This window comes from Paenibacillus sp. FSL F4-0125 (assembly GCF_038008565.1).
GTDB lineage: Bacteria > Bacillota > Bacilli > Paenibacillales > Paenibacillaceae > Paenibacillus_AQ.
In genome coordinates, this window is the sequence record NZ_JBBOZJ010000001.1 from 5,537,009 (window position 1) to 5,551,400 (window position 14,392).

At 45.8% G+C, this 14,392-nt stretch carries 7 protein-coding genes; 3 read left to right on the forward strand and 4 right to left on the reverse strand.

Features of this window, described 5'->3' with window-relative positions:
- Positions 1-130 precede the first annotated feature (130 nt).
- Positions 131-1,252, forward strand: a complete 1,122-nt coding sequence (locus NST74_RS24570; protein WP_341114926.1) for a YheC/YheD family endospore coat-associated protein — start codon at positions 131-133, stop codon at positions 1,250-1,252.
- A gap of 85 nt (positions 1,253-1,337) precedes the next feature.
- On the forward strand, positions 1,338-2,126 hold the full coding sequence (asd, locus tag NST74_RS24575) for an archaetidylserine decarboxylase (RefSeq protein WP_341114927.1): 789 nt from the start codon (positions 1,338-1,340) through the stop codon (positions 2,124-2,126).
- Between the two features lie 72 nt (positions 2,127-2,198).
- Here the strand turns inward: asd and NST74_RS24580 are convergent, their stop codons facing one another.
- The 4 genes from NST74_RS24580 to pdxR form a co-directional block, all read right to left on the reverse strand.
- Positions 2,199-9,068: a glycoside hydrolase family 3 C-terminal domain-containing protein gene (locus NST74_RS24580; RefSeq protein WP_341114929.1), complete on the reverse strand. Its 6,870-nt coding sequence runs from the start codon at positions 9,066-9,068 to the stop codon at positions 2,199-2,201.
- Positions 9,069-9,629: 561 nt separating this feature from the next.
- A complete protein-coding gene (gene gpmA / locus NST74_RS24585) occupies positions 9,630-10,373 on the reverse strand; it encodes a 2,3-diphosphoglycerate-dependent phosphoglycerate mutase (RefSeq protein WP_042130863.1) in 744 nt (247 codons plus the stop codon).
- Between the two features lie 675 nt (positions 10,374-11,048).
- Positions 11,049-11,834 carry a helix-turn-helix domain-containing protein gene (locus NST74_RS24590; protein ID WP_042130864.1) on the reverse strand — a complete coding sequence of 262 codons (786 nt, stop codon included), beginning with the start codon at positions 11,832-11,834 and terminating at the stop codon, positions 11,049-11,051.
- Positions 11,835-12,131: 297 nt separating this feature from the next.
- Positions 12,132-13,628 carry a MocR-like pyridoxine biosynthesis transcription factor PdxR gene (gene pdxR / locus NST74_RS24595; RefSeq protein ID WP_341114930.1) on the reverse strand — a complete coding sequence of 499 codons (1,497 nt, stop codon included), beginning with the start codon at positions 13,626-13,628 and terminating at the stop codon, positions 12,132-12,134.
- Positions 13,629-13,769: 141 nt separating this feature from the next.
- On the opposite strand from pdxR, the gene NST74_RS24600 reads away from it, so the two are divergent.
- Positions 13,770-14,387 (forward strand): pyridoxamine 5'-phosphate oxidase family protein, encoded by a 618-nt coding sequence (locus tag NST74_RS24600; RefSeq protein ID WP_341114931.1) that lies wholly within the window; start codon positions 13,770-13,772, stop codon positions 14,385-14,387.
- Positions 14,388-14,392 lie beyond the last annotated feature (5 nt).

Here is a 14,392-nt window from a genome sequence, read left to right on the forward strand (position 1 = left end):
CTTTATCAGATTCTGATGAAATTTACACTTTCTTATATTTATAAAAAAAGGCTTCTGCCGCCGCGCATTCGTCCACCCTGACACGCGGGTACAAACATACAATGACAAGAGTAGTAAAGGCGGGAATCACGTGACCGAAGAAACAGGAGGTACAGACATGGGGCATAAGCTCGTTGGAATACTACTAAATGCCGATATGCACCGAGGCGTTCCCCGGCTAAAAACAGGACAGGAGTCTCTATCCAACTATGAAGAGGCGGCCGCTGCATACGGCTTAGTCCCTTGCTTCCTGAAGCTCGCGGACATCGATACAGACTCAGGCTTCAGTGCCGCCTATATAAAAGGTTCTCTTGGATATAAAAGCGTTGTAGTACCTACGCCCACAGTCATTCATAACCGGGCGATATACAGCCAAAATAGTCCAGGGATGCAAAGTCTGCTGCGGCACCATCCTTTGGTGTACAATACATGCAATCGATACGGCAAAGATGAGATCCATGAACTGCTTGAGCAGCATGAAGAGCTTCGTGAGGTATTGCCTGCAACAACAGGAGTATCTGGACTCAAACAAATGATGAATCATTACCCGGATCTTATTCTTAAACCATGCCGTGGAAGCATTGGGCATGGTGTCATGCGGCTGGTTCGCAAAGGAACACAGCGCTGGAGCCTAAATTATCTTTCTCCCTCAATGCGGCGCTGGATAAGCACTCCCGTATATCAGGGGGCACTGCCAAAAGCGCTCCGAACACGTCTTGCCTCCGTCCCTTATCTCGTGCAGGAGCGTATTCCCCTTGCGGAGATTGGAGGACGTCCATTTGATCTACGGGTCACTGTTCAACGCGGCTGGGGAGGAGATTGGCAAGTCACGGGGCTCTTTGCCAAACTGGCACCCCCTGGGGGGTTTGTCTCCAATATAGCCCGTGGAGGCGAAGCGTTAAGCTCTTCCTTTGCACTTGAAAAAGCTTTCACTAGATCAACAGCAGCCCATATCCGTATGTCTGTCGAAGCACTTAGTCTTGTGATCGCACGTTGTCTCGAACAAGACCTTCCAGGTCTGGCTGATATCGGACTGGATATTGGCATTACTAAGGAAGGCCAACTCTTCTTCATAGAATGCAATGGCCGCGACCAACGCTATGGATTCCACAAAGCCGGCCTAACAGAGATTTGGAAGGAGAGTTACCGAAGACCTATGGGGTACGCACGTTTTTTACTAGAAAAGCACAGTCTCATATATAACGGTTATTGATTTGTCTCCTATTCTATGTCAATATAATGCAGAGCAGAGACGGCCGCATACAGCCGTACTGCTGTATTATGGAAGGGAGATGGGCATGGTAAAACAATTGCTGCGGCTGATGACCGAGCTATCCTCGCACCGGTGGATTTCACGGATAATGGGGTCTTTTTCTCATAGTAGACTCAGCCGTTTTCTAATCCCGGTATTTATTAAGACTTATCAAATCCCCTCCGCGCAGGCGGAGAAGAATCCTGGAGAATATCTCACTCTTAATGAGTTTTTCAGCCGCCGGCTGAAGCCTGGCATGCGGCCTATTGCAACCGATGCTGACGCTTTAGTTAGTCCCGTAGATGCAATGATTACTGCTATGGGCGATATTAATTCTGGTACGATTATGAATGTAAAAGGGCAGGATTATAAGATCGAGGATCTTCTAAATCATTCTCCACATCTGGAGCTGTACAAAAAGGGCTTTTTCTTCGTCCTTTATCTGAGTCCTACAGATTATCACCGGATTCACTCTCCCCTTACTGGACATAAGGTGGAGAGCGATTATATTCGTGGACGAGCCTACCCTGTCAATGATTTCGGTATGCGACATATGAAGGGTGTACTGAATCGTAACGAACGTCTTATTACGTATATCGCTGGAAGCTATGGTGAAACCGCAGTAGTGAAGGTAGGCGCGATGAACGTCAGCAGCATCCGGTATACGGATGCCAATGCTACCGAGTGGCAAATCGGCGATGATCTAGCCTATTTCGAGTTCGGCTCCACTGTAGTGCTGCTTATGGAAAGCGGTACTTTTACCCCAAGACCTAACCTTGAGGTCAACTCGAAGGTAAAAATGGGGGAGTTGCTGGGGACGCTGCGTCAGCCTTAGTAAAGTTACGATATAACGGAATAAGGGTATCCCTGACCGATTAAAATCGGCGCCGGGATACCCTTATTTTGTTTATTTCACTTTAGAGCTTGTTACACTAGCATAGTAATCGAGCACATTTTTGATGATCACAGCTGCTTCAGCTCTTGTGGCCGAAGCTGTCGGATGCATTTCTCCACCACTGCCTCCATTAACAATACCAAGATCTTTGAAGGCATAGACCGCTTCTTTAGCATAACCTGCGATAGAAGCATCATCTGGGAAGTCATGGTTCATCGCTTGCGGTAATTCAACATTCAGTTTCTTCAATGCATTGAATAGAATTACACACAAGTCCTGACGGCTAATGCTGCTATTTGGAGCAAACATTCCATTACCGATACCGTTGATCAGCTGATTAGAAGTACCAATCTCAACATAGTTTTTATACCAAGCATCTTTCAGAACGTCAGTAAACTGCTTTTGATTCTCACCCATGCTGAAGTTGAAACTTTTTACTACCATGGCAACAAACTCGGCACGGTTTACCTTCCCGCTTGGATCAAAGCTTCCGTCTGTGCGTCCGCCGATAATATTTCTCTCCATCAGTGCTGCAATTGCGGATTCTGCCCAAGTTGGAATTAGAGCAGCATCTTTAAACTTTTTCTTGAGCTCTTGTCTGATTAGCTCCGGTGTCTTAGTTTTTTCATCTGTTTTTGGAGGCTGCTGTTCTCCAGGTTTTATGACTTCTCCAGGAATCGACGGTACTGAAGGTACCGCTGGGGTAGTCGGTGTTGGTGTGCTTGGTTGACCGCTATCTCCACCTGATCCGCCGCTGTAAGGTTTAACGATCACAGAAATCTGCACCTTCAGACCAAGCGGATTACCTACACCCTCCGGCAAGATCAGATCCCCCTTGATAGTGTACGTTCCTTCCGCATTACCGTTATAGCCTTCCTTGTTCCACTGAACAGAAATGACCCTATTCACCTTAGTATTTAGAGTTACAGATACTGACGCTGGCAGCTCCAGCGCGTCAAATCCGGTACCGTAAGCAACGCTCTTACTTACTAGTGCTTGCACTGCCGTAATCTCCGGAGTCGTAACGATCTCTGGCAGTACATCGATCTTAATGCTTGCCTTCAGGTTCTTTGGATTGCTGATCTCTTCCAAAGGTACTAGCGCACCATTCAGGATATAAGTCCCCTGTTTCTCGCCATTGTAACCTTCATCGTTCCATTCAATGGATATCTCCTTGGTCTCCCCGTTATTCAATGTAGCTTTAATTGAAGATGGCAGCTTCAATCCATTAAATGGAGTCCCGAAAGGAACGCTCTTACTTTCCAAATCCTGCACGGCGGTAATCTCAGCAATGCGAATCACCTCCGGCATTACCTGAATGGTGATGGAAGCTTTCAAATCATTCGGATTAATCATTCCTTCTTCCAGAACCATAGTACCGTTCAGTACGTATGATCCTTCTGCATTACCGTTATAACCAGTAGGGCTCCATTGAACAACAAGTTCCTTCATCTCATACGTATCCAGTGTTACTGTAACTGAAGATGGCAATTCCAGCTTATCAAAGGCGGTGCCAAACTCAACATTCTTACCCTCCAGCTTCTCAACTTTAGTAATCTGGATAGGTTTAGTGCCCTCTGGCAGTACAACCACTGTTATAGAAACAGTTTGATGGGTACTGTTCAACACACCCTCTGGTAGCTCAAAGCTGCCTGCAAGCGTATAACTCCCTGCTTTGCCGCCGTTATAATCTTTACTGTCCCATTGTACAGGCAAGTGAATTACCTTTTTGTTGCCCAATGTTGCTTCCACTGTAGCAGGTAGAATTAATTCTCCTGCAGCAGTCCCGAACGGTACACTCAGCAGTTGCGGCTGAACAATCGATACAATGTCTCTAGCATGGGTATCCTCTGTCCATTTGGCATAATACACCGTGCTTCTGTTCAATACTGTCTCTGCGGTTAATGCATCACCGGTCCCTTCTTTATTATCAAACCAGCCATCAAAAATGTAACCTTCACGTTCCGGTGCCATAGGTAAGCTACTTAATGCTTCACCTTTAAGTGCGGTTACCTTAGTAGGCGATGGTGCGTCCAGATAATTCTGATCGAATGTTACTTCAATCGGCTCAGCATAAATGAGTTCAACATATTGCAAATTAGCATTTAATCCGTTAAAAATCATATACACATTTTGTTTTCCAGTCACTATGCTTCTGTCTAGGAAGGTTTCCGCTGTCAAATAATGATCAATATAAGAATTTCCGGGCGTTTGCTTGGTGCTTGCCATGCCATAATTTCCCCAAGCAGCGCCTGCTTTCTGAGCAAAACTAATGCTTGCAAATTCATTACCAAGTTCAAAAGAACCTCCGCCGCTGTAAGCATCAGCGTATGCTCTTCCTGTTGTGGTAGCTCGTTTAACTGGTTTACCCGTATTGTCCGCCTCTGTATAGAACTTAAAGGATGGAGAGGTTCCGCCTTCACGGGCATACTGCACTCTGACTTCCACAAGATTGGTCAAGTCAACCTGACCGAAATAAACAAGGTCATTAGAATTGACATAGCTCATAGCCTCCGTGCCACTTTCAAATCTGAACTGGGTATTGGTTGCATAAATCCATGGTGCATTATAAGGATAAATTCTAATACCGTTCTCTACCTTCAACGTTTCTCTCGGAGCAATATTGATCGGCATGGACGATAGGCTCAAATCTGTTATAGCCGTTTTCAAAGAAGCTATGGCCTCTGCAACAACCTCATCGTTGATCGGCTCGGCAAGAACAGCCTTGACCTCTTCCAGCACAGCGTTGAATTTGAGCTTTTTGTAAGCTGAGTATGCACTCATATCGATGTTTTGAGCAGCCTTGATATCCGCATCTAAAGCCGATGTATCTACATTGTCCTGCTTCAACTGGAAGGTCAGCCAGTTCAGGTCAATACCAGCACTCTCAAATACAATTCTAAGGGTATGCTCGCCCGCCGACAGTTGAATATCAGGGATTCTGAAGGTTTTCCATACCCCTTTAGTCGTAGTAAGGTCGAAGGTTCCCAGTAACTTATCGCCATCATAGATGCCAAAGGACATTTGGGCGACATCCGATTGGCTAGACCGAATTCGTGATGTGACTTTGTAGATGCCTTCTTTCTCCACATTTACCTTATAGGAAATGGCTTCACCTTTGCTGGTGTTGGTGTAGCATAATCCGCCGTCTACATCATTACTGCTTACCGGCGTGATTATTGGAGTAATGGAGGCAAATTCCGTTTCAGCTACCTTCAATTTAGTATTTTTTCCAATCTTCTTTACTGCCAAAGCTACATCACTATTGATTCTGACATAATCAAAATCAACAATAAATGGATCTGTAAGAGTCTGGCTTCCGTTGGATGCAAGTAACCCAAACTTCGGATTGGCATAATTCGCAGTTGTACTGCCTAGTGAAATATATTCCTTGCCGTCAGCGCTGACATAACCGGAATAGCTGTTACCTATTTTTTTCAGCCGTAAATACAGCTCTTTCTTTTCTCCAAAAATACTGGTGAGCTGACTGGCAGACAGTTGTCCGATGGTAACAGGCTCCGTGCCTCCGGTTTCTTTGGTCATGCCAATGATCTTGCCGCTACTGTATTCATACTTCACCCAGATATAGTTATTGTTATCCTGTGAAGCCGTGATGCCGACGCCGTTATAATTTTGATTTGGCGCTTTGCTCATATTAATTTTCACGGTTGCTTCCCAGTTGCCGAAGGCTTCCTGCTGGAAATAGTTCTTCAAATCTGCATGATCACTCCAGAAGTCCCCTCTTTCAGCGATGATTCTCAAATTGCCGGGAGCAGTGCTCAAAGACCAATTTTTGTTGTTTTCTGTATTGGTAGCAGTCTCTTTATTAATCGTCCAGAAGCTGCTTAAACTCGTAGTGTCGAACTCATCGCTCTGTGGTGTCGTACCAAACTGTATCACATAGGAATTCGCCTGATCGGAGCTGATACATTTGATCGTCACTCTTTTATTGATGAGATCTACGTTGGCTGTCGCTTTTACACCATCATTCGATTCAAACATAACTTTAGGTAAAGCAGCCCCGTTACTGAGACCTACATCATAACTGAACCTGGTCTGCGCAAAGCCCTCAAGCGGCTTACCATCCATCGAGATATTCTTTAAATAAGCATAGGTCGGATTCTCAAAAATCGGTTCCAAGCCTTCCTCCGAAGTGAAGATAACCTTGTAGATCCGTTTCTCTCCTCCGGCCGAAGCAGTAATTACAGCAGCAGGTCTATCTTTATCGGCTTGTCGTACACTTACGTCTACACCGGCTGTCGCCGTAGCTTTGACTTCAGGGTAGCTGCTTATTTCAGTCGTTTCACCAAACGCCTTATAGTCGAGTTTCAATGGATTAAATATCTTGATCTTTTTGCCGCCTACCGTAATCTCGGAGAGCTGCGGATCACCCGATTTGTCCGTATTCACCCGGAACCAATCTTTTCCCGGCGTGTAATTGACCACGTAGTCAATCTTTGCCGTTCTTGCAAAGGCTGGAGATTGCATCAAGAAGCTCGTGATATTCTTAGCAGAACGCTGCAATTCTCCTAAAGTCAGACTGCCGTTAGCAAGCGATGTCATCGTATTAAAGGTACTGTTATTCCGGTTCTTATGCGTTTCTGCATAATCGTTCGGAATTACCATGTAAAGATCGTTTTGGGCACGAACCATAGCTCTGCCATTGGTTTCATCATAACGATTGGTAGTGGCATAGAAGCCCTGGTCCTCACTCATCTTCGCCCACCAGTCTGTCATGACAATACCGTCAAAGCCCCATTCTCCGCGAAGGATGGTGGTATTCAGATCGTAGTTACTGGAGGCCCAAGTACCGTTTACCGGACCATAGGACGTCATCACTGAACGCGCCTTTCCACTCTTCACAGCCATTTCATAACCTTTCAAATAAATCTCGCGCAGCGCCCTTTCAGAGACAAGTGCATTCACAAGATGTCTATCCGTTTCCTGATTGTTCGCAGCGAAATGCTTAATCGTTGGTGCCGTACCGTTCTTCTGAAGACCCCTTGTCTGTGCAGCAGCCATGATGCCTGTCAGTAACGGATCCTCCGAAAAATACTCGAAGTTTCTCCCGTTCAGGGGACTTCTGTGGATATTGATTCCCGGTCCTAGCAGCGTATCAATATTGTTAATCAACATTTCTTTGCCAAGAAGATCGAATAATCTTTCATTGAGCTCGGTGTTCCACGTACAAGCAAGCATCGTCCCGTTCGGGATACTGGTTGCCTTCTCTGCATTGGTCTCCATCCGGATGCCTGAAGGGCCATCCGCCGCACTGTCGATAGGGAGTCCGAATTTCAGCAGATTTTTAGTGACACCACCAAAGGCGGCAGCGGTGCCAGCAGTAACTTTAGGGCTGGACATCCCTTCCCCTAAAATAATGGCCCCTAGATCGTTGTTAGACAATTGTGCGATAAACTGGTCCATAGTCACTTTTTGATTGTATACATCCAATAGGGTATAACCCTTGTCCCCAGTTTGTGGAATGGACGCAGGAAGATTCTGCTTGATTCTCTCATCCAAGTTGGTAGTCCTTATCGGTACCTTTTCAGTAACAGTGGTAAAAGTACCATTTCCATTCGGCTGACCTGGTTTGATGCGATCAAATTCCTTAGTAGGCGCGAGCGCTTCCTCCAAGGTTTCTACAACCTTCAAAGTATTTAGACTGTATACTCCTTGCTTTACGCTGTCACTTACACTGTTGCCTACATAAATATTATAGTCACCAGCTTCTAGGACATAAGATGAATCATGACCTGTAATCCCGCTGTCATCATATGAAGCCATATCTTTGGTGTCATATGTGATAGTGATTGACTGTGCTTCCCCAGGCTGTAGCAGCCGGGTCTTAGCAAAAGCAGCAAGCTCCTTGGCCGGTTTACCAAGTTTACCTTGTGGCGCACCGTAATAAATCTGTACAACTTCTTTGCCTTCCACCTTACCTGTATTCTGAACAGTTACAGTCACCGCAACTTCATTCTCACCAGCAGTGACATTGTCAGTAGTGATCTTGAAATTGGTATAGGACAACCCGTAACCAAATGGATAGAGCACCTTATCTGGAGCAAAGGTCTCAAAATACCGATAACCTACATAAATATCCTCACTATAAGAATTCTCTGTTTTGCTGCCAAAATGTGCAGTAGAAGGATAGTCAGCAAGTGTAGCTGCAATCGTATCGCTCAATTTACCGCTTGGCGTAACGTCTCCGGTCAGCACATCAGCTACTGCGCTCCCCCCTTCCATCCCCCCTTGCCATGTATACAAAATAGCAGCTTTGGGATAGTTTTTAGCCCATGACATATCGATAACGTTGGCTACATTCAATACGATGGCCACTCGGTCGAATTTGGCATAGACCCGGTTAAGCATATCAACTTCAAGGTCTGTCAGCTTATAGGCACCCTTGACGTCCGTATTATCTTTATCTTCACCGGCTGTTCTGCCGATGATGACCACAGCAGCATCCGTTTTTGCTTTTGCTGCATCCACAATTTCATCGGTTAAAGGCATTTCCGCCTGGGACCATGGCTCTGCTGCCCAGCCACCACCGCCGTTGTTGAAAGGATTCTTTTTGATCCAGTCTGCGTAGACCTTCGCCAGATCTTCATTTAACTTGAGACTGGGATTGTTCCGAAGCCCCTCCAGAATCCCGTTCACATAATCTACCCTTACAGCACCCCCAGATCCAGTGCCTGACTTGTAATAATGCGCTTGTATGCGGCCAAATACAGATACATTTTCACTCTTCTTGATAGGGAGCACTTGTTCATTCTCATTTACTTCTGACCCTGCTAGTTTATACTCCGGATTTTGCAGCAGCACGATACCTTCAGCGGCCACTTCCCGGGATACATCTGCTAAACCCGGGAGAACCTTGGCCATAACGGTAGAACTGGTACCAGGCGTTATGATTGAGGTTATCAGAATGCAGCAGAATAATATTTTAAGTAAGCGATTACAATTATTCCTCATACTTATCACCATTCCTTTCAATTAAGGTACAGCTTAGGATAATGGGTCATCGTAAAACATTCACTTCATAAATCAATAGGATGAATTTTCTTTCAGGAAGGAGTTATTCTCTAAAAATAATTTGCGCCAGCCGCTGTGGAGTAAGGCTTATTCAAGCATCAAGTATGTTACAGATCAAATCTAAACCGGTTTAGATTTTGTGCATAATTCCCCTCTATTCCCCTGTTTTTTTGAGGAAGAACAGTACCAACTAACCCATCTTACAAATTAAAACGTGCGAAAATGTTCATTGATTCCCCCTTTACTTTTGAACTCACATTGAATACTATCATCAGAATTATCATCCTAACATAGAAAATCCTCATAGATTTATTGAATATACTCATATATCACAAAGACAACAAGATCAAAACAAACCATCGCAAAAGGAAAAACAAAAGGACAGCCCCGCGGCTGTCCCTTAATCCCTATTTACACATGCCCCTGCTTAGCAACATCCCGTGCCTTGGCTGCCACCTGTTCCGGATCACCTAAATAAAAGCGGCTGATTGGATTAATGTCCTCATCCAGTTTGTACACGAGGGGCACACCGGTAGGAATATTGAGCTCCAGCAGTGCTGCCTCATCAATGTCCTCCATAAATTTGATCAACGCTCGCAGCGTATTCCCGTGAGCTGAAATAAGCACCCTTTCCTTTTTACGCACAAGAGGAACAATGCGGTTTCTCCAGAAATCGCCCACACGATGAACAGTATCCTCCAGACTCTCACCACGCGGGATATCTTCCGGGCGAGCACTGCTGTAGCGAATATCGTTTCTGGCATACCGGGGATCATCCAGCTCCAGCAGAGGGGGCCGAACCGATAAACTCCGTCTCCAGAGATGCAATTGTTCTTCACCGTATTTTATCGCCGTTTCACTTTTACTGAGTCCCTGAAGTGCGCCATAATGCCGTTCGTTTAGCTTCCAGGACTTCTGCACAGGAATCCACAGCAGATCCATTTCATCAAGAACATAGTTAAGTGTTTTGATCGATCGTTTGAGTACCGAGGCAAAAGCAAGATCAAACGTATACCCTTCATCCTTCAATAGCTTGCCAGCAGCCTTGGCCTCTTGAATACCCTTCTCGGTTAAATCGGGGTCACTCCAGCCCGTAAACAAATTCTGCACATTGTACTGGCTTTCACCATGACGTATAAGCACGATTTCGTACATTTCCTCTCTCCTCCCACCTATAGCTCTAGAACTCTGTCACGTGTGATTTTTACGATGCATTACAAGAATAATACTCTCCTTAGTAATAACCCATTCACTCAAATAAATATCGACTACTAGCCAACATTGGACTTTTGAAACATCATCTGATGCGAGGTGTTGATTTAATTGCAGAATACGCAACAGATCATCCTTATTTTAACTCGTAAAAAGATTTCGTTGTACTTCGTGCAATAGATCACCGTGATAATCTTTAGAATCGGCGTTTCCCCTGCATTTAATTGTAAGATGTGCAACAGAATGCAAAATTACCCTCAAAGGAGTTCATTCTATTGTATAAAATACAACGTTAAGGATGATAAACCCTTCAGTTTGCCAAAAAAACCGGAAGCCTGTTGGCCCCGGTTTTTTAAAGTCTTTGGTCATATCCAGCGTTGATATACCTGCTTGCTTAGTTTAGAACCAGCTATCTATGGCAAAAGCACTCGACTGTTTTAATCGTTTTAAACGGTTTCTAAAAATCCTTGCGCCTCCACTTTTACAATCAGTGTTGCAGATTCGGCGTCTGATCACCATCCTATATGTCTCCCCTTCCAAGATGTTATGTAAATTCTCTGTAAACTAAACTGCAAAGTATTTACCCTTGGATGACATAACTGAAACAAAGCATGGAAATCAGCGGATCTCGGATGGACTTTTTCCGGTATATTGCTTGAACTGGCGGCTAAAAAAGAAAATATCACGATATCCAAGTGCATCCGCTACCTCAGTCACATTCATTCCTGCGTAAAGCAGCAAATGCTGAGCACGCTCAATCCGGGCACGGATGACATAAGATTGAACGGATGAGCCGGTAAGCTCCTTGAACTTAATTGAAAAATACCGCGGTGACAGCCCTGCACGTGCAGCAAGATCCTCTACGCGATGCGGAATTCCGGGATGCTGGCTCACATAGTTCGCTATTTCGTGAATAATCTCTGTTAAATGGTTGCTAGCATAACGTTCTACAGGCTTCACTCGGTCCTCCCTAAGCAGATGAATCATCAGTTGTTTTAGAACAAGCTGCCCTTCTTCCTCAGCCGCGTACGTATCCACTAAGAATAGTCGAACGTAGCGAGCAAGCAGATGCTCAAATTCAACCGTTTCTGCAAGTACGCGATAGGGCAGCGGAATCTCCGTCACCTCTCCCGTGACATCAAAATGAATATATGTAAGGACAAGCGGTCGTTGCGGATTATGAGTAGCGCTTGTATGGTCACCCGGACGGAACAAGAAACAGCTACCCTTGCCCACTTGGAAGGGTTCCCCGTTACGTATAACCGTCCCTTCCCCGCTCCATACATAGAATAAATCATAGTTTTGCAGCGACTTCTCTCTTTTTTGCCATTTCCAGCTTGGTTCGCACACAATCTTCGCCAAGGCAGGTAATATAACAAAAGAGGACGGCGATGCGTGCAGCATAACGTTCCCTCCCAAAAGTTTTGTTAGCATAATCTACTTTGAGTTACTCCGCAAAACTTGCTTCGTAAGCGTTCACTTCGTTTTGTTAGCATAATCTACTTTGAGTTACTCCGCAAAACTTGCTTCGTAAGCGTTCACTTCGTTTTGTTAGCATAATCTACTTTGAGTTACTCCGCAAAACTTGCTTCGTAGGCGTTCACTTCGTTTTGTTAGCATAATCTACTTTGAGTTACTCCGCAAAACTGGCTTCGTAAGCGTTCACTTCGTTTTGCTTCCCATCCCCACCATCATACCTTGTCATGTTGCACTTTGTACATCTTCCCATGCCAAAAGCAGGCGCTTTACTCCTTCTTCCAGCTCCACTGCACTCAGATGGGCAAAAGCAAAACATGCGGCTGGTTCCCCCGGCGAAACTTGATATAACGCCGCATCTCTGAAATCTGTACCGCGCCTGCGCGCCGCCGAACGGAATGCTACGAATTCTTCGCGACTGCGTAGCCACCGTGCATATACTTGCAGCCCCGCATCACCGGGTAGCAGCTCAAACAGCTCTTTAAGCTGTTCTGTCAGCAGAGCCCTAAGAATACGGCCGCGCTCGCCGTAAATACGGGTCATCCGACGTAGATGACGACCATAACCGCCAGTATTCATAAACCGCGCTAATGCACGCTGTTCCAGGAGTCCTACTGGTGAGGGCTCATACAGCCCCTTTGCGGCGATCGTCGGTTTTACCAGAGAGGGAGGAAGCACAGCAAAGCCAAGCCGAAGACCAGAGAACATCGTATTTGAGAAGGAGCCAATATACACTACCCGTTCTCCGCGATCTAGCGCTTTTAAAGGCTCAATTGGACGTCCTGACCACCGAAACTCGCTGTCATAATCATCTTCAATAATAAGCGCATCATGCTGCTGAGCCCATTCCAATAAGGTCCGCCGTCTTTCCAAGGGTAGCACGACGCCTGTAGGAAATTGACGACTCGGTGTAACAAACAACAAGCGTGCATCCCAATCCTCCGGGATAAGCCCGCTTCCATCCAGTTTGCCACTCAGCAATTGACCTCCAGTGATCTCTACCGCTCGGCGAATCCCATGAAAACCCGGGTCCTCTACGACAGCCGAACCTCCCGAATCCAGCAGCAGCTGGGTCAATAAAACGATGCCTTGCATCGAACCGCTAAACAATACGATATGCTCAGCATCCGCACGAATTCCGCGGGTAATCCGCAAATGCGCAGCAATAGCTTTCCGAAGTCCTGCATCTCCTTGAGGCGGACAATTACTCTGCAACAATCCGCCTTCTTTGCCTCCGGCATAAGACAACGCACTGCGCCATTCGGAATACGGAAAATGCTCCATCCGCATACCACTGCTCAGAAAGCTCACAACATGCTTGCTACTCTGCTCATATAAGGGTGTCGGACGCGCGAGCAGTCTCCTGCCCCATGCTGATAGGGGGATTGTTTTCTCAGTTAATCCGCTTACTCCAGCCGCTGATTCCGAAGCCTTATTTTCACCCTTATTATTACCAGAAGCTGAAGAGAAGCTATCTTCCGATACGAATGTCCCCCGCCCAGTCACCGTCCTTACATAACCATCAGCGATCAACATGTCATACACCTGAGAGACCGACCCGCGCGACATGTCATAGTGCATTGCCAGACTTCTTGTAGACGGAAGCTGAGTGCTTCCTGGGAGAGTTCCCTCCAATATTGCAGCGCGGAGCGCGTGATATAGCGCTAGATATTTGTAACGGTATATCGCTAGATATTGATCGTATGCCAGCGTGATATTCATTGTTCCCTCCTTGGCCCACAAGTGGCCCATTAAAAACAATCTTAATTGGTACTTTTTAATTGTCAACCACTCTACTATTCTTGAAAGAACATCTACATCGGAGCAAACGCTCTACACTATTAAGAAAAGGACGTGATCCCTATGCGCAGAAAAGAATTTCAAGTAGATCAGGAGGAAGAATTGGTCTCTTTTCTAAACGGAATGAGCTTCGGTTTTCTCGGGACAAGCGATGAACAGGGGCTGCCGAGGGTGACTCCGCTGAATTTTGTATATACAGATGGGTGTTTCTATTTTCACGGCAGTCATGCTGGTGGTAAAATGAAGGCGATCCGCAATCAAAAGAAGGTCTGCTTTACTGTAGCGGATGAGTATGCACTGATTCCGTCTTATTTTAGCGATCCAGAGATGGCCTGCCCAGCAACCTCGTATTTTAAAAGTGTTACAGCCTACGGCACAGCCGAGCCTGTCGAAGACATTAGCGAAAAAGCCACCGTGCTCTCCTTATTTATGAATAAGCTTCAGCCCGAGGGTGGGTATGATCCCATTGATGCGGAAGACCCTAGGTACCGTTCCCGTCTAAAGGGAGTTGCCGTTGTACGCATTACCCCCGATGAGATCACTGCGAAGTTTAAGTTTGGGCAAAATTTAAAAGAAGAAGGACGTTCTGGAGTCATCTCCGGTCTGTCTGAAAGAAATCATCCACGGGATGCAGAAACCATTGAAATGATGAAAAAATACTGCCCCTACCACTCCGAATAATATAT

Bases quoted from the DNA above. Each gene is read 5' to 3' on its own strand.
- asd (WP_341114927.1), top strand. From the start codon at position 1,338: ATGGTAAAACAATTGCTGCGGCTGATGACCGAGCTATCCTCGCACCGG.
- NST74_RS24580 (WP_341114929.1), bottom strand. From the start codon at position 9,068: ATGGCCAAGGTTCTCCCGGGTTTAGCAGATGTATCCCGGGAAGTGGCC.
- gpmA (WP_042130863.1), bottom strand. From the start codon at position 10,373: ATGTACGAAATCGTGCTTATACGTCATGGTGAAAGCCAGTACAATGTG.
- NST74_RS24590 (WP_042130864.1), bottom strand. From the start codon at position 11,834: ATGCTGCACGCATCGCCGTCCTCTTTTGTTATATTACCTGCCTTGGCG.
- pdxR (WP_341114930.1), bottom strand. From the start codon at position 13,628: ATGAATATCACGCTGGCATACGATCAATATCTAGCGATATACCGTTAC.
- NST74_RS24600 (WP_341114931.1), top strand. From the start codon at position 13,770: ATGCGCAGAAAAGAATTTCAAGTAGATCAGGAGGAAGAATTGGTCTCT.